Genomic DNA, 15,901 nt, shown 5'->3' on the forward strand with positions numbered 1-15,901 from the left:
GTTCTTCTGTCCGGACACACCCATATCCATGGTCTCAGCGCGCATATCGGTCATGCCAGCGACTCCACCGCCGCGCGGAAAGCCGCCCCGCGTGCTTCGTAATCGCGAAACTGATCGAAGCTAGCACAGGCTGGGGATAACAACACCGTGTCGCCGGGCTTGGCGTTGGCGGCGGCGCTGCGGACGGCTGCGTCGAGCGTGCCGACGTTCTCGACGGGCATGGAATCTTTCAGGATTTCGGCGAACCTCGGGCCAGCCTCGCCGATCGTGTAGGCGTGGACGATGTGACCAAAGGCGGGCTTGCAGGCGTCGAGGTCGTCACCCTTCGCGCGGCCACCGACGATCCAGTGCACCCGCTCGAACGCGGCGAGCGCCGGCGCGGTGCTCTCGGGATTGGTCGCCTTGCTGTCGTCGACATAGGCGACGCCGCCGATCACCCCGACATGCTCCATCCGGTGCGGCAAACCGGTGAAGGTCTGAAGAGCGTCGCTGATCACCCGTTCGTCGATTCCAAGAGCACTGCAGGCAAGAATGGCCGAAATCGCATTCTGCGCATTGTGCGGACCTTGCAGAGCCGGCCAGTCCTTCTGCGTGCTTAAATGGTCACGAGATGCGGTTTGACCGTTATCATCGAAGGCCCCCCATAAGTCATACGGGTCCTCGACATTGTCGTCGTAATTGGACCAGAACTCACATGGATGGGTTTCGTAAAGCGTTCGGTAAAGTGCTTCCCCAGCGTCGGTGTGCCAGTTGAGTACGCCGATGTGAGGCGGGCTCATCATCTTGAACAATCGCAACTTGGATGCTCGGTAGCCGGCGAACCCCTGATAGCGATCGAGATGATCCGGCGTGATGTTGAGCAACACCGCGACGTCGCAATCGAGCGTCTGCGTCAGGTCGATCTGATAGCTCGACAGTTCGAGCACATAGACGCCGCCCTCGGGAAGCGGTTGCTGTTCGAGGATCGGCAGGCCGATATTGCCGCCCATCAACGTGGGAATGCCGGCGGTCTTGAGGATGTGGTGGACGAGCGCGGTGGTGGTCGACTTGCCGTTGGTGCCGGTGATGCCGACGACCTTGTGCGGGGGGAGGTCTGCGCGGGCTTGGGCGAAGAGTTCGATGTCGCCGATGACTGGAACGGCAGCCGCGCGCGCGGCAGCGGCGAGCGGATGGGTGTTGAGGGGCACTCCCGGCGATACGACTAGCGCGTCGAAGCCTGCGAGATCGTCGAGCGGTGCAACGTCCACGAGCCCTCTCCCCGGGGAGAGGGCTGGGTGAGGGGCAGTTCCGGGCGTAACACTGCTGGGCTGCCCCTCACCCCAACCCTCTCCCCGGAGGGGAGAGGGAGCAAAGACGGCGCGCTTCCCCTCGTCGGAGTCCCAAGCAACGACCTGCGCCCCACCAGCCACAAGCGCCCGCACAGTCGCAGCCCCGGACCGCGCCAGCCCCAGCACCGCATAGCGTTTCCCGCACCAGGCCTGCGCAATAATCACCGCAGCTTCAACGTCGATAGGCCGACCAGCGCGAGCACCAGCGCGATGATCCAGAAGCGGATAACCACCGTCGCCTCGGCCCAGCCGAGCTGCTCGAAATGGTGATGGATCGGCGCCATCCGGAACACGCGCTTGCCCGTGCGCTTGTAGAAGAACACCTGGATGATGACCGACAGCGCCTCGATCACGAACAGCCCGCCGATGATTCCCAGCACGATCTCGTGATGCGCAACGACCGCGATCGTCCCCAGCGCGCCGCCGAGCGCGAGGCTCCCGGTATCGCCCATGAACACCGCGGCCGGTGGCGCATTGAACCAGAGGAACGCTAAGCCGGCCCCGACGATCGCCCCGCAGAAAATCGCAAGCTCACCAGCACGCGGCACATGCGGAATACCCAGGTAATCGGCGAACTTCACGTTCCCGACCAGGTACACGATCACCATGAACGCGACGCTGGCGATGATCACCGGCATCGTCGCGAGCCCGTCGAGCCCATCCGTGAGGTTCACCGCATTGCCGAACGACACGATCGTGAAAGCGGCAAAGACCGGGAAGAACCAGCCCAGATCCAGATACATGCGCGACGTGAACGGCAGATACAGATGCGGCCCGTTCTGCGACATGATGATCGTCGCCGCGATGCCGGCGATCGCGAACTCGAGCAGCAGACGCGTACGCCCGCTGATCCCCGCGGTGCTCGCCTTACGCACCTTGTCGTAATCGTCGAGGAACCCGATCGTCCCGAAGCCGAGCGTCACGAACACGCACGCCCAGACATACGGATTGCTCAGGTCCATCCACAGGAAGATCGCGAGGCACATCGAGGTCAGGATCATCAGCCCGCCCATCGTCGGCGTACCGCGCTTCGACAGGTGCGACTGCGGACCGTCGGCACGGATCGGCTGGCCCTTGCCCTGGCGCACGCGCAACCAGCCGATGAACTTCGGCCCGATGATCAGGCCGATGATCAGCGCGGTCGCGACGGCACCGCCGGTCCGCACCGTCTGGTAACGGATGAGGTTCAGCAGGCCGGGAAACCCCAGATGCTCGGCGAGCCAGTACAACATTCAGTTAATCCCGCCTTTGAGGCCAGCTTGAAGACCAGCCACGACGCGGGCGAGGCCCACCCCGTTCGATCCCTTGACGAGCACGACATCGCCCGGCGCCAAGATCGTGCTTAACGACGCGAGCGCGGCCGCAGCGTCGCCCACATGGACGGTTTCGACTTGTCCCTCAAGCACCTGCGCAAGCGGCGCCATCGCTTCACCGACGAGCAGCGCCATTTCGACGCGGGCGGCGAGGATCGGCTCGGCGAGTCCGGCATGATAGTTGTCCGAGCCCTCGCCCAGCTCGCGCATCTCGCCGAGCACCGCGATGTGCCGGCCGGGCTCGTGGCCGAGGACGCTGAGCGTCGCGCGCATCGACGATGGGTTGGCGTTGTAGCTCTCGTCGATCACCAGCGCTTGGCCTTCGCCTACGGTTACCAGCGACCGCGCGCCACGTCCTTGCAGCCCACCAAGCTCGGCCAAAGCCAGCCCGGCCAGCCCGAGATCGCCCCCCGCCGCCTGCACGCACGCCAGCACGCCAAGCGCGTTCGACACCCAATGCGCGCCGGGCTGCGCGATCGTGAAGCTCAGCTCATGCTCGGCCCCCTGCCCCATGCGCGCGGTGACGAACGTCCCGCCGGTCGGCAACCGCATCGCCTCGATCGCGCGGACATCGGCGCCCTTTTCGCTGCCGAACGTGACGATATGCGCGGCATGCGGGGCGGCATGGCCGAGCAGGCGGTCGCGGTGCGGGCTGTCATAAGGCACGATCGCCGTTCCGCCCGGCTCCAGCCCAGCAAATATCTCCCCCTTCGCATCCGCAATCGCGCGCTCGTCGGGGAAGAACGCGGTATGCGCCGGGGCGATCGCGGTGATCATCGCTATGTGCGGCCGGACGAGCTGGGTCAGCTCGGCGAGTTCACCGGCATGGTTCATCCCCATCTCGAACACGCCGAACTTCGCGTCGCGCGGCATGCGGGCGAGGCTGAGCGGTACGCCGGTGTGGTTGTTGTAGCTCTTGACCGAGCGGTGCACATCGCCGGGGAATGCGCGGTCGAGGCAGGCGAACAAAGCCTCCTTCGCGCTGGTCTTGCCGACCGACCCGGTGACACCGATGATCTTGGCGGACGAGCGCGCGCGGCTGGCGCGACCGAGAGCGTTCAACGCGCCGAAGCTGTCCGCCACGAGGACGTGCGGGTGGTCGCAAGGTTCAGACACGATCGCCCCTGCCGCGCCCTGCGCGAAGGCCTGGTCGAGGAAGAGGTGGCCGTCGCTGGCCTCGCCTTTCATTGCAATGAAGAGATCGCCAGGGCCGACTTCGCGCGAGTCAAACGCAACGCCGCTGACGGAAAAATCACCCAACGCCACGCCACCCGTGGCTGCCGCGATCTCGGCGGAAGTCCACAAGCTCACTGCTCCCCTCCCGCTTGCGGGAGGGGTCGGGGGAGGGGCTGACCAAACGGACCGGACGCCAGTACGTACGTCGCGCCCTCCCCTAGCCCCTCCCGCAGGCGGGAGGGGAATGAAGACGTCGCCCCCCTCACGCCGCGCACTCCCGCGCGACGGTCACGTCATCGAACGGCAGGACCAGATCGCCGACGATTTGCCCCTGCTCATGTCCCTTACCAGCGATCAGCACGATATCCTCGGGCCCGGCCTCGCCCACCGCAGCCCCGATCGCCGCCCGCCGGTCACCAATTTCCTCAGCCCCGCGCGCACCCTTCAGGACATCGCAGCGGATCGCCCGCGCATCTTCGGTCCGGGGATTGTCGTCGGTGACGATCACCCGGTCGGCATGTTGCACCGCGACCTGTCCCATAGTCTCACGCTTGCCGGTGTCACGATCGCCGCCTGCCCCGAACACAACGATCAGCTTGCCGCCTGCATGGGGCTTGAGCGCCGCGATCGCCGCCTCCAGCGCATCGGGTGTGTGGGCGTAGTCGACGTACACCGGCGCACCCGACTTCGCGATCACCGCACGCTCCAGCCGCCCGCGCACCGGCTGCAACCGCGCAAGGTTGGCGATCGTCGTGGCCACGTCGCCGCCGGTAGCGATCACCAGCCCGGCCGATACCAGCGCGTTGGCCGCCTGATACGCGCCGATCAGCGGCAGGGTCACCTTGTACGTCTGGCCCTCGGCCTCGATCGTCAGTCCCTGCCCTAGCAGAGTCGGATCGCGTCCCACCAACCGCAACGTCTCGCCCTGCGTGCCGACCGTCACCAGCCGGTTGCCGCGTTCCCGGGCCAGGTCGATCACGCGCGCCGATTGTGGATCGTCGGCCCAGACGACCGCCGCACCGTCCGGCGAGAGCACTTCGGAGAACAGCCGGATCTTGGCGGTGAAATACGCGGCCATGTCGCCGTGATAGTCGAGATGGTCTCGGCTAAGGTTCGTGAAGGCCGCGGCGGCAACCTTCAGGCCCTCGGTCCGGTACTGAGTCAGGCCGTGGCTCGACGCCTCAAACGCGAGATGTGTCACGCCTTCGCGCGCGAGACCGGCGACGTTCGACAGGAAGGTTACGACGTCAGGCGTCGTCAGCCCGGTCGTCACCCGCTCATCGGCGGTTGTGACGCCCAGCGTCCCGATCGAAGCCGCATGGAAGCCGGCCATCCGCCAAAGCTGCCGGGTCATCTCGACGCACGACGTCTTCCCGTTGGTCCCGGTAATCGCCACCGACGTCTCTGGGAACGGCGCGAAGAACCTCGCGGCCAGTTGCGCGAACCGTTCGCGGGGGTTGTCGTCGGCGATGTACGTGGCGCCCTCGACCGTCAGCCCCGGCCGCGCCACCACCGCGATCGCGCCAGACCGGATCGCGTCGGCGATAAAGTCCTCGCCGTTGACGCGCGCTCCTTCGAACGCGCCGAACACCGTGCCCGGCGCGACCTTGCGGTGATCGATCGCAAACCCCGTCACCTGCGCCTCTTCCGTCCCGTCGGTCAGCGCTGCGAGTTTCATGCAATAGTCCTCATTGCCCGGTCGGCTGTGTACGCGACGGGTCCTGCCACAAAGTCGGCAGGATGTCAGACACGTCGATGTCGCGGTGCGCGTCGGGCACCACGTCCAGGATCGCACCGACGCGCGAGATCGTGCGGCCCACCACCGGCGCGGTGTTCCACGCCGCGGTCTTCCACCCGGAGGTTTCCTTCGTGCCGAGCGGCGAATCGAGCATCGCGAGCACGACATAGCGCGGCGCATCCATCGGGAATGCCGCGGCGAACGTCGCGACGTTGCGCGAATGATCATACCCGCCCGAGACCGCCGCCTCTGCGGTGCCGGTCTTGCCGCCGACGCGGTAGCCCGGCGCATCGCCCTTGCGACCCGTGCCGCGCTGCACGATCAGCCGCAGCATCTGCCGCATTCGCGCGCTGGTCTGCTCGCTGATGACGCGACGCCCGACCGGCGCGTGGCCCGGCGCGACCTTCAGCAAGGTTGCCGGCCGCCAGATCCCGCCATTGACCAGCGCGGCATACGCACTCGCCAGATGCAACGGAGTCACCGCGATGCCGTGACCATACGCCGTCGTCATCGTCGTCGTCCGCGCCCAGTATTTCGGCCACAGCGGGCCGCCCTTTTCGCGCAGTTCGATGTCGGGCTTGGTATCGAATCCCAGCTTCTTGAACATCGCCTGCATCTTCTGCGGACCGATCTCGTCGGCGACCCGCGCGGTGGCGATGTTCGACGAATAGATCAGCGTCTCGGCCATGTTGAGCCAGCGCTTCGGATCGCCGCGCTCGTCGTGGATCGTGAAGCGACCGACCTTGAGCGGATGCGTCGCGTCGAAGCGCCGCGCGAACGACGTCACCACGCCGGTATCCATCGCGGTCGCCATCGTGATCGGCTTGAACGTCGACCCGAGCTCGAACACGCTCTGCGTCGTGATGTTGCGCAATTCCTCGGTGCCCGACATGCCGACGCGGTTGGGGTTGAAGGTCGGCAGCGAGACCATCGCGATCACTTCGCCAGTCGCCACGTCGAGGACGATGCCGCCAGCGCCGCGAGCCGAGAACGTCGTCATCGCGCGACCGAGTTCGCTCTCCATCGCCGCCTGGACGCGGTTGTCGAGCGACAGCGCAACCGGCGTGCCGTTGAGTGCGGGATTGGTCAGCCGCTCGTCGAGCACGCGCTCCATCCCGCTCATGCCGTGGCCGGCGGTCGACAGGAAGCCGAGCGCATGCGCGGCCATCGTCGACTGCGGATACAGGCGCTGGGTGTCACGGTCGAACACGATCGCGGGCTCGCCGATCGCGTTGACCTGCTCGACCAGCGTCGGCGATGCGCGCCGCTGGAGATAGATGAAGTTCTTTCGCGACGTCAGCAGCGCATAATAATGCGCCTGATCGCCGGCTTCGGGCATCAGCGCGGCTAGCTTGCTGGCGATCTCGGTCGGATCGCCGATCAGCTTTTTCGGGTGGACGGCGATCGTCCACGCATCGATCGTCCGCGCGAGGGGTGCGCCGTTGCGATCGACGATGTCGCCGCGCGCCGCGATCGCCGCTGAGCGTGCCTGCGGATCGGCCAGCGAAGACTGGACCGCCAGCATCCCGAGCCGCCCGACCACCACCAGCACCGCTGCTCCGAACAGGAACATCAGCATCATCAGGCGCGTGTGCGCCGTCGCCACCAGTGCATGACGCTGGTTGGCGCTACGTTGTTGCGAGACAGGCCGGGCGACCAACGCGGTCACCGCCGCTTGCCACTCTCGGAGCGGGCGCCGCTCATGATGTCACCCAGTGTCGTGTCGGACAGCAGCTTCCGGTCGAGCATCGCGACCGCCTGCGGACGGACCTTGGCGACGGCTGCAAGGCGTTCGGTCTTGGCGGCGCGGACGAGTGCTGCCTCAGCGGAGCGCGGCGTCGAGACCGACGCGCGGATCACGACCGGCTTGAGCGCGGTCTTCGACGCGGCCTGGATCGCGACGTTCATCGCGCGCGGTGCAGTAACCTGCGCCATCTGGACCGGGGCAACGGGCGCGAGCTTCACGACTGGCGGAGCAGCGGTGACCGGCACGATCGACGTGGAGACGACGGACCCCGCCCCCGACGGCACCAGCAACGCAGCGGTCTGGACCCCGTCCGCGCGCAGGCTGTTGACGTCGAGCGCCGCGAGCGCGGCCTCGCTCACGACGAACTGGCCGGCGGTCGGCGCCGACAGCGCCAACGTGTCGCCGTTCCAGCGCTCGAGCTGCGCCAGGTTGCCGCGCGTGTCGAACTCGGTCTCGAGCGCGCGGATGTCACGCTGGGCGACGCGGATCTGGCCGTTGACCGCCTCCAGCTTCTTGCGCTCGGCGGCGACCTGCAGCGACACGAGGTAGAAACCGAGCACGACGGCCACGCAGCCCCCGAACCAGCCCACACCCTTCATCCGATACGCCGCCGTCATGTCGTCACCTCTTCCGTCCAAGGTTGCGCGGAGGTCCGCCGCGCCGTTCGTAATGTCGCCGAGCGCGCGCGCGGGTTGCGTGCGATCTCGGCCTCGCCGGCGCGAACACCGCGGCCGACGTGAGAAAAACTAGGGTCTGCCGCGGCTTTCACCTGCGGAAGATGACGCGAACCTGAAGGCGACCCGCCGGAACGGGTGCGCAGGAAGCGCTTCACCATGCGGTCCTCGAGGCTGTGGAAGGTCACGATCGCGAGCCGACCGCCCGGCTTCAGCACGCGCTCGGCCGCCAGCAACCCGTCCGCCAGCTCGCCCAACTCACGGTTCACATGGATGCGAATCGCCTGGAACGCGCGCGTCGCGGGATCCTTCTTGTCGTGCGCCTTGTAGCCGAGCGCGCGGCGTACGATGTGCGCCAGCTCGCCGGTCCGCGTTAGCGGGCGCGCCGCGACGATCGCGCGCGCGACACGCCGCGACTTCGGCTCGTCGCCATATTGATAGAGCACGTCGGCGATCTCGTTCTCGTCCGCCTCGTTGACGAAATCCGCCGCCGACATGCCGGCCTGCGCCATCCGCATGTCGAGCGGGCCGTCGGACTGGAACGAGAAGCCGCGCTCGGCCTGGTCGAGCTGCATCGACGACACGCCGATATCGAGCGTCACGCCGTCGACCGGCGAGAGGCCACGCGATTCGAGTTCGGACGCCATTGCCGAGAAGTCGGCGGCGATCAGCGTCAGGCCATCTTCGGCCTCTTCGATCGAGCGGCCGGCTGCGATCGCGTCGGGATCGCGGTCGAACGCAACGATCCGCGCGCCCGAGCGCAGTAACGCCAGCGTGTAGCCGCCCGCACCGAACGTGCCGTCGACCATCGTCTCGCCGGGCTCGGGGGAAAGCGCGGCCAGGACTTCGTCGAGCAATACCGGGATATGCGGAGCTTCAGGAGTGCTCACAGCGCAACCCCCTTCTCGGCCATGTAGAAGCGCGCCATCTCCTTGACGACGGGGGGCATGCCGTCGGTGGCGATCAGCGTCGCGGGGTCCCAGATCTCGATGTAATCGAGCACGCCGTAGAAGAACGCATGGCCCTTGATGCCGGCATAGAAGCGCGGGAACGCCGGCATGATGAAGCGACCGGAGCCGTCGAACGGCACCGCTTCGCCCGACGCGGCGGCGCGCTTGATGTTGTAGTCGTACTCGCCGCTCTCGGACGTGTTCTCGGATTCGCGGCGATCGAGTCGCTCGGCGAGGATATCGACGTAACCGGGATCATACGCGACCAGGCAGCGATTCTTCTGATGCGCGCCGATGATGATGGTCCCGCCGTCCTTGCCGTTCGCCTTGGGGGCATTTGCGGAAAGCGTGGTGCGAAGTGCCGAAGGGATGGCTACCCGGCCCTTGTCGTCGACAAGGCCGATACCGTCTCCTTGATAGCAACCACGAACCGACACGCCAAAACCCTTCGAAATGGCGCACACGCCTCACCGTCTCGAAACACGACCCTCGTCGCGTCCCGACCGCGCTTTCAGCGAACGGTGAACGTGCCCCTGTATTAACCTCCGTCTATCATAGCGCGGCGGGGACGCAACGGGATTTTTGGGGATTGGACGGATTGGAAGCCGGTTTCGACGCTCGGTGCGGGGGGATTTTCACGCCAATTGGGTTGGATGCTGTGAGTTGGGCAGTTCTAGGCTGGGGAAATCCGGGGACGGATACGAGAAGCGCTGGTCCTGTAGGAGGCCAAACTAAGCCCGTTAGACCTCGTCAGCGCGCAACGCTCTCCCCTCCCTGGAAGGGAGGGGTCGGGGGTGGGTCGGCCCGATCGAGCCCACTCGCGTTCGAATGTGCGGAAACCGACCCACCCCCAGCCCCTCCCTTCCAGGGAGAGGAGCTAAGTAAGGGCGACGATGTTACGGAATTACTGCGCGGGTGCCTGCGCGTTGGCGCTTGGGGCAACGCCCATCTCCGCGAGCGGCTCACCCGCCCCTGCAGCTTCGACCGTGTTCGAAACGCCCATGTTCGCCACTACGTCCGCCTGCGCGGTACCCGCGGTCGCGACCGGTCGCTCACGGTTCGTCGAGCCGATGATAGCGCTAGCAAGACCGATCAGCAGCACTACGGCGGCCAGGCCGATCATGCCGACCTTGATGCGCTGCATGGTCTGAGAGGGATCGTGGGATGGCTTCATCGTGCCTCACCCCAATACCCGACTGTCGCGCCTCTGTCGATTCTCGGGAACCGCACTCTCAGGAGAGGCCCTTCGCCTGACGCCATTCGGCATCGTACAACGTCGAAAGATAGCGGAATCCCGTGTCGCACAAGATGGTGGCGATCCGCTTGCCCGGCCCGAGATGCTTGGCGAGCGCTACGGCGCCGGCGACGTTGATCCCCGACGACAATCCGAGACACAGCCCCTCCTCGTCCAGCAGGCGACGGACCCAGGCATAGCCATCATGATCGGAAATCCTGAATTGCGTGTCGATCGGCGCGCCTTCGAGGTTCGCGGTGATGCGGCCTTGCCCGATGCCCTCGGCGACCGATGACCCTTCGGACTTCAATTCGCCGTGTGCGTAATAGTTGTAGAGCGCCGCGCCGTGGGGATCGCTGAGCGCGATACACACCGCCTCGTCCTTCGCTTTCAAGCCGAGCCCGACGCCGGCGATCGTCCCGCCAGTGCCCGCTGCACAGGTGAAGCCGTCGATCCTTCCCTCCATCTGGTCCCAGATCTCCTGTGCGGTCCCGACGATATGCGCGCGCCGATTGGCGATGTTGTCGAACTGGTTCGCCCAGATCGCGCCGGGCGTCTCTTCGGCGATGCGCCGCGACGTGTGCACGAAGTGACAGGGCGACGAGAATGCGGCGGCCGGCACGAGTACCAACTCGGCACCAAGGGCACGCAACGTATCCATTTTCTCGCGGCTTTGCGTCTCGGGCATGACGATGATCGTCTTGTAGCCCTTCGCGTTGGCGACCAGCGCAAGCCCGATCCCGGTATTGCCCGCGGTCCCCTCGACGATCGTACCGCCCGGCTGGAGCAGCCCGCGCTGCTCGGCATCCTCGACGATGAACAGCGCGGCGCGATCCTTCACCGACGCACCGGGGTTCGTAAATTCGCACTTGCCGAAGATGTCGCAGCCGGTTGCCTCGCTTGGCCCCCGGAGGCGGACGAGCGGGGTGTTGCCGATGAGGGCGAGCGTGTCAGGTGTCGTGTGCATGGCCGCTATGTGGCGTCGTCGGCGACGTCGAGCAAGCGAGCGAAAGTTTGCGCCGTTAAACCGGCTAGCCGCGATCCTTGCCCGCCAGATCCGCAAATCGGACTACGTGACGGAAATGTCATTCGCCATTCACCGTGCCGTCAGTATGATCTATGTTAGTTATTAGCGTCTTTGGAGCGTTGACGATGAACGAGTACCGGCATGCGTTGACCTTGCTGCAAGAGGCTGCCCAGTTGATGGATGCGGCCGGCGACACGCTGATCGCCGCGCACATCGCCACGCCGTTGGCGATGGTCGAGAGTCGCCTGCATTCGGAGACCGACGTGACCGACCGGGCCTATCCTTCCTGCGGTTGAGCAGCGGTTCGTTTTACGCACTTCGCGTCGCAGTCAAGGCGTCCCGTCATGACCGTAGACCCGTTCGTCGCGGCGCCATGGTACCGCAACCCTAAAGCCTTGACGCTCCATGCTGCATGCGCGAAGCGAGGTTCCACCATGAAAATTCTCCCCATGACCGCCGTCGCCGCGCTGCTCGTGCTGGCTGCCTGCAACTCCAAGCCCGCTTCGCCCGAGGTGCTGGATACCAATCCCGATCCGATGGCGAACACGCTCGCCAACGCCGCGCCGGTCGAACTGCCGCCCGCGATCAAGTCCGAAGTGACGCTGCGCTGCAAGGACAACAGCCTGCTCTACGTGACGTTCTTCCAGGGCGACAAGCAGGCCCGGGTCCGCACCAAGAAGGACGGTACTGCGACCACGCTGAAGTCGGACGTCGCCGGCGCACCGAAGACCGCCGAGGGCGGCTGGTCGATGACCGGTGACGACACCAACGTCACGCTGACCGCACCCGGCAAGTCGGCACAGACCTGCCACGCGTAAGTCTTCGCCGTTTATTCGTTCTGAAACGGCCGGCGGATCATCCGCCGGCCGTTTTTCTTTGCGTCGCACGCTCTTGCCCTCGCTGCCGCAGACCGGCACGCTAGGCTGATGGCAACCGTTGCGATCTACAGCCTCAAGGGTGGCGTCGGGAAGACGACGCTTTCGGTGAACCTGGCGTGGTGCGCCACGACCTTGTCCGCACGCCGCACGCTGCTGTGGGATCTCGACCCGCAGGCCGCGTCGACCTGGGTGCTGGGCGGTCCCCCTGGCGCCGGGGCTAAAGTCGACCAGGCGCAAGCAATGTTCTCGAAGGACGTCGCGGTCGCCAAGCAGGCGCGGCCGACCGCCTACCGCCACCTCGACCTGATCGCCGCCGACGCGTCGCTGCGCGGGCTCGACCAGCTGTTTCACGATCTCGACAAGAAGAAGCGGCTCGCGAAGTTGCTAGCTGAACTGGCGGGTTACGATCGCGTGATCCTCGATTGCCCGCCGGGGCTGACCGAGACGGCGGACCAGGTGATGCGCGCCGCCGATCTGATCGTGATTCCCGTCATCCCCTCGCCGCTGTCGACCCGTGCCTATGACGCGGTCGTCCAGCATTTAGGCGGCCGGACGCCGTTGCTCCCGGTGCACGTTATGGTCGACAAGCGTCGCGCGCTGCACGCCGACGCTCTCGAACGACACCCGGACTGGCCGGTCATTCCGATGGCGAGCGGGATCGAGTCGATGGCGGTCAAGCGCGCACCGGTCGGCGTGTTCGCACCGAAGTCCGCCGCGGCGCAGGCGTTCGCCGATCTCTGGCGGCGGATCGAACATCGGCTCGCGGCATGAGCGACATCCTTGACCCGCAACTGGTGTTAGGCGCCTATTCCGTCGGCGTGTTCCCGATGGCGGACAGCCGCGACGCCGCCAGCGTCTATTGGGTCGAGCCGCGCCGCCGCGCCGTCCTGCCGCTCGACGGCTTCCAACTGTCCCGCTCGCTCAAGAAGACGATTGCGGCCGATCGTTTCCAGGTCACCGTCGATACTGCGTTCGAGCGCATCGTGCAGCTTTGCGCAGAGAGCGTCGAGGGTCGTCCCGAGACGTGGATCAACGACGGCATCGAACGTGTCTTCCACACGCTCCATGCGATGGGGTTCGCGCATTCGGTCGAGTGCTGGGACGGGGGCAAGCTGGTCGGCGGACTCTACGGCCTATCGCTCGGCCGCGCGTTCTTCGGCGAAAGTATGGTCAGCCGCGCCACAGACGCCTCGAAAGTGGCACTCGCGCACCTCGTCGCGCGGCTCCGTGCCGGCGGCTTCACGCTGCTGGATTGCCAGTTCCAGACGTCGCACCTCGCCTCGCTCGGCGCGATCGAGATCGACCGCGCCGATTACGTCGCGTTGCTGGGGGCGTCGCTCGACGGTGCGCTTGGCGCCTCGGCCGCTGCAGGCGTGGCGTCGGCCGGCGACTTCCGCGCACTCGATCGCTTGGCGGGCAAGGCGTCCGCAACCGGCGCGGTATCGGGGCCGGTCCCCGGGAAAGTCATCGCGCAGCTCTTGGTCCAGACGTCGTAGACAGGATGCTGGACCGCGTTCAGCGCGGGACGCTCCTTGTACAGCCAGCCCGAGAACGTCCGTCGCCAACGCGTATCGGCGCCGCGTACGAGCACCTGGACGAAGGCGCCGGTCAGTTGCTCCTGCTCCCAGGGTGCGGTCTGTTCGCATGCACGCAGCCGCAGCACGACGTCACCCATGCGCGTCGACTGGCCGGGCTTGAGCGTCACTTCGCGGGTCTCGCCGTTACGCTTGTTAAGCAGGCCGAGCACGGCCACGCGTTGTGCCATCGGTGTGCCGCCATTGGCGATCGCGGCAGCGCCAGTGTCGATCGTCTCGATCGAGGAATTGCCGGCTTCGTCCGCACCGGGGAGGTCCTGCTGGACCACGGCGACCGGCGTCGCAGGCGTGGTGAGCGCGCGGTATCCGAACCAGCCGCCCACCGCCAACGCCACGACCAACACGGCCGCGGCGAGCCAGCGCATGATCACCCTTCGGGCGTCCAGGCTTCGTAATCACCCGTCGCGGCGGCACGGTGGCCACCCTTTTCGAGCGCACCGGCAGGACGATAGGCGAGTGCGGTACCGGTCATGTTCGGCACGGCGGGCTTCTGCCAGGCGCGGACCGGTGGCAGCGCGCGATCGGGCACGTCGTCGACCTGATGATGCAGCCAGCTGAACCACGCCGGCGGGACGCGGCTCGCGTCGGTCGCGCCCTGGTAGATCACCCAGCGGCGCGGGTTGCCGGCGGTGTCCTTGCCACCTTCGTAATAGACGTTGCCGAGCGCGTCCTCGCCCTTCTTCGCCATGCTGCGCAAGCCGAATTTGGTGCCGAGGGTGGCGCCGTTCCACCACGTGAAAGTCGATGCGAGAAAGCCCATGGCTGGCGCTTAACGCGAGTGGGGGCGGGCTTCAACCTTGATCGTTGGGGGAAGGTGTTGCGGGGACCTTATCCTCCCCCGCGCGCAGAGAGGATCGTGGAGGTTCGGTGTTGAGGCTTCGGTCCGTCTTGCCCACGGTTGTCCGCCCTTCGTTGTTCTCCAGAGACGTCGTCCAGCCACATATCCCACCCCGGCGGAGGCCGGGGCCCAATTGGGGAACGTCGCTAACGAAGCGCTGCCCGATATTACAGCGACTTTCCCAATTGGACCCCGGCCTTCGCTGGGGCGGTATGGTGCTGGAACGATATCGCGGGGCAAATGAGATTGTCAGAACACGTACGACCGACAGCTCCAGCCTATTTCGCCTTGTCCCACGTCACCAGATCACCCTCGGCGATCCCCAGTTCCGCGGCACGGCCGCCCATCAGCTCCAGCACGGCGCCGACCGGCTCATCCGACGGAATCGGCGCTTCCGAAAACGGTACGGTGTTCTCGGCGATCCGCGCGATCGTGCCGTCGGCGCGAATGTAGAGTATATCGAGCGGGCTCGGCGTGTTCTTCATCCAGAAGTTCGCCGCCACGGGCTCGCCGCCCTTTGCGGGATACGGCCAGAACAGCATTCCGCCGTCGGGCTTCAGGTCGGTGCGGAACATCAGTCCGCGGGCCTGCTCGGCTTCCGTCTTCGCGCTCTCGACCTGGAACGCATGCGTCCCGTTCGCACTCTTTATCGTGAGCGGCAACGTGGCGACCTTAGCCACATCCGAGTCGGCGTCGCTATTCATGTACGCGACACCCCCGGCGCCGACGCCCAGTGCCAACACCCCGGCCAGCACCGCCTTCGCAACGAAATTCATCCAGGATCCTCTTCGACCGCGACGGCAAGCGGCCCTTTACGCCCTTCGACCACGCGCGCGCGGAGCGGCTGGTCGGGCTCGACCGTCTCGATCCCAGCGCGGCGCAGCGTTTCCATGTGGACGAAGATGTCGCTGCCATCGGCACCCCGTACCAGAAAGCCATAGCCCTTCAACCGGTTGAACCACTTCACCGACGCCGCCTCGAACGGTCCCGCCGCATCGATCATCGCGATCGGATCGACGCGGTCGGGCGACGTCGGTGCCCGGACCGGCTCCTCGACCGCGTTGGTCAGGTCGATCGAGAGGATTTCTCGCGCCTGGAACCCGCGGCCGCGTTGGATCGACAAGGTCTCGACTCGTGCGCCCTCGGGGAGGCTGCGGCGGCCGTGCGCCTGAAGGACGGAGAAGTGCACCAGGATATCGCCGACGCTCTCGTCGTCCGCCACCGCGAAGCCGAACCCGCGCGTGACGTCGAACCATTTGATAATGCCGCCGATCGCGCGCGTTTCGGCCGCGCCAATACCCGCGCCATCACCCTCGCCAACACCCGCGAGCGTCGTCGTTCCCGCTTCCACTGGCCCCACCTCTACCGGCATGTCAGCACCTGCTGCGTGTCGTTACGCATTG

17 protein-coding genes and 1 pseudogene are annotated in these 15,901 nt (G+C 66.3%); 4 read left to right on the forward strand and 14 right to left on the reverse strand.

Annotation, left to right across the window (positions count from 1 at the left end; translation table 11 throughout):
- Positions 1 to 50 precede the first annotated feature (50 nt).
- From murD to U1708_RS14120, 10 genes are all read right to left on the reverse strand, one after another.
- Complete coding sequence (gene murD, locus U1708_RS14075; RefSeq protein ID WP_332746469.1) at positions 51 to 1,493, reverse strand: UDP-N-acetylmuramoyl-L-alanine--D-glutamate ligase; 1,443 nt, start codon at positions 1,491 to 1,493, stop codon at positions 51 to 53.
- Positions 1,490 to 2,560: a phospho-N-acetylmuramoyl-pentapeptide-transferase gene (mraY, locus tag U1708_RS14080; RefSeq protein WP_056486650.1), complete on the reverse strand. Its 1,071-nt coding sequence runs from the start codon at positions 2,558 to 2,560 to the stop codon at positions 1,490 to 1,492. The genes murD and mraY overlap by 4 nt, the downstream gene beginning before the upstream one ends.
- Entirely contained in the window at positions 2,561 to 3,952 is a 1,392-nt protein-coding gene (locus tag U1708_RS14085) for a UDP-N-acetylmuramoyl-tripeptide--D-alanyl-D-alanine ligase (RefSeq protein WP_332746470.1), read from the reverse strand.
- A 127-nt stretch (positions 3,953 to 4,079) separates the two neighbouring features.
- Complete coding sequence (locus tag U1708_RS14090) at positions 4,080 to 5,495, reverse strand: UDP-N-acetylmuramoyl-L-alanyl-D-glutamate--2,6-diaminopimelate ligase (protein ID WP_332746471.1); 1,416 nt, start codon at positions 5,493 to 5,495, stop codon at positions 4,080 to 4,082.
- 10 nt (positions 5,496 to 5,505) lie between these two features.
- The gene (locus U1708_RS14095) at positions 5,506 to 7,224 is read right to left on the reverse strand and encodes a peptidoglycan D,D-transpeptidase FtsI family protein (RefSeq protein WP_332746472.1); all 1,719 of its coding nucleotides are present in this window, start codon (positions 7,222 to 7,224) and stop codon (positions 5,506 to 5,508) included.
- Complete coding sequence (locus tag U1708_RS14100; protein ID WP_307083666.1) at positions 7,221 to 7,919, reverse strand: hypothetical protein; 699 nt, start codon at positions 7,917 to 7,919, stop codon at positions 7,221 to 7,223. Before U1708_RS14100 ends, U1708_RS14095 begins: the two co-directional genes overlap by 4 nt.
- Complete coding sequence (rsmH, locus tag U1708_RS14105) at positions 7,916 to 8,866, reverse strand: 16S rRNA (cytosine(1402)-N(4))-methyltransferase RsmH (RefSeq protein ID WP_332746473.1); 951 nt, start codon at positions 8,864 to 8,866, stop codon at positions 7,916 to 7,918. Before rsmH ends, U1708_RS14100 begins: the two co-directional genes overlap by 4 nt.
- Positions 8,863 to 9,363, reverse strand: a complete 501-nt coding sequence (locus U1708_RS14110) for a division/cell wall cluster transcriptional repressor MraZ (protein ID WP_332746474.1) — start codon at positions 9,361 to 9,363, stop codon at positions 8,863 to 8,865. The genes rsmH and U1708_RS14110 overlap by 4 nt, the downstream gene beginning before the upstream one ends.
- A gap of 467 nt (positions 9,364 to 9,830) precedes the next feature.
- Positions 9,831 to 10,100: a hypothetical protein gene (locus tag U1708_RS14115; RefSeq protein ID WP_332746475.1), complete on the reverse strand. Its 270-nt coding sequence runs from the start codon at positions 10,098 to 10,100 to the stop codon at positions 9,831 to 9,833.
- A gap of 58 nt (positions 10,101 to 10,158) precedes the next feature.
- Entirely contained in the window at positions 10,159 to 11,127 is a 969-nt protein-coding gene (locus U1708_RS14120; RefSeq protein ID WP_332746476.1) for a cysteine synthase A, read from the reverse strand.
- Positions 11,128 to 11,312: 185 nt separating this feature from the next.
- Between U1708_RS14120 and U1708_RS14125 the strand changes: the two genes are divergently transcribed.
- The 4 genes from U1708_RS14125 to aat all read left to right on the forward strand — a co-directional run bounded on the left by U1708_RS14125 (position 11,313) and on the right by aat (position 13,561).
- The gene (locus U1708_RS14125; protein WP_332746477.1) at positions 11,313 to 11,483 is read left to right on the forward strand and encodes a hypothetical protein; all 171 of its coding nucleotides are present in this window, start codon (positions 11,313 to 11,315) and stop codon (positions 11,481 to 11,483) included.
- 138 nt (positions 11,484 to 11,621) lie between these two features.
- The gene (locus U1708_RS14130) at positions 11,622 to 12,005 is read left to right on the forward strand and encodes a hypothetical protein (protein WP_332746478.1); all 384 of its coding nucleotides are present in this window, start codon (positions 11,622 to 11,624) and stop codon (positions 12,003 to 12,005) included.
- Between the two features lie 108 nt (positions 12,006 to 12,113).
- A complete protein-coding gene (locus U1708_RS14135) occupies positions 12,114 to 12,836 on the forward strand; it encodes a ParA family protein (RefSeq protein ID WP_332746479.1) in 723 nt (240 codons plus the stop codon).
- Entirely contained in the window at positions 12,833 to 13,561 is a 729-nt protein-coding gene (gene aat, locus U1708_RS14140; RefSeq protein ID WP_332746480.1) for a leucyl/phenylalanyl-tRNA--protein transferase, read from the forward strand. Before U1708_RS14135 ends, aat begins: the two co-directional genes overlap by 4 nt.
- 35 nt (positions 13,562 to 13,596) lie before the next feature.
- Here the strand turns inward: aat and U1708_RS20730 are convergent.
- From U1708_RS20730 to U1708_RS14160, 4 genes and pseudogenes are all read right to left on the reverse strand, one after another.
- Positions 13,597 to 14,025, reverse strand: a pseudogene (locus U1708_RS20730) (DUF2155 domain-containing protein); the annotation flags it as partial.
- Positions 14,026 to 14,027: 2 nt separating this feature from the next.
- On the reverse strand, positions 14,028 to 14,420 hold the full coding sequence (locus tag U1708_RS14150; RefSeq protein ID WP_332746482.1) for an NADH:ubiquinone oxidoreductase subunit NDUFA12: 393 nt from the start codon (positions 14,418 to 14,420) through the stop codon (positions 14,028 to 14,030).
- 356 nt (positions 14,421 to 14,776) lie between these two features.
- On the reverse strand, positions 14,777 to 15,202 hold the full coding sequence (locus U1708_RS14155) for a DUF192 domain-containing protein (protein WP_332746541.1): 426 nt from the start codon (positions 15,200 to 15,202) through the stop codon (positions 14,777 to 14,779).
- A gap of 68 nt (positions 15,203 to 15,270) precedes the next feature.
- Positions 15,271 to 15,870, reverse strand: a complete 600-nt coding sequence (locus U1708_RS14160; RefSeq protein ID WP_332746483.1) for a cold-shock protein — start codon at positions 15,868 to 15,870, stop codon at positions 15,271 to 15,273.
- Between the last annotated feature and the right edge of the window lie 31 nt (positions 15,871 to 15,901).

Origin of the sequence: Sphingomonas arabinosi (assembly GCF_036663715.1) — a bacterium.
Lineage (GTDB): Bacteria > Pseudomonadota > Alphaproteobacteria > Sphingomonadales > Sphingomonadaceae > Sphingomonas.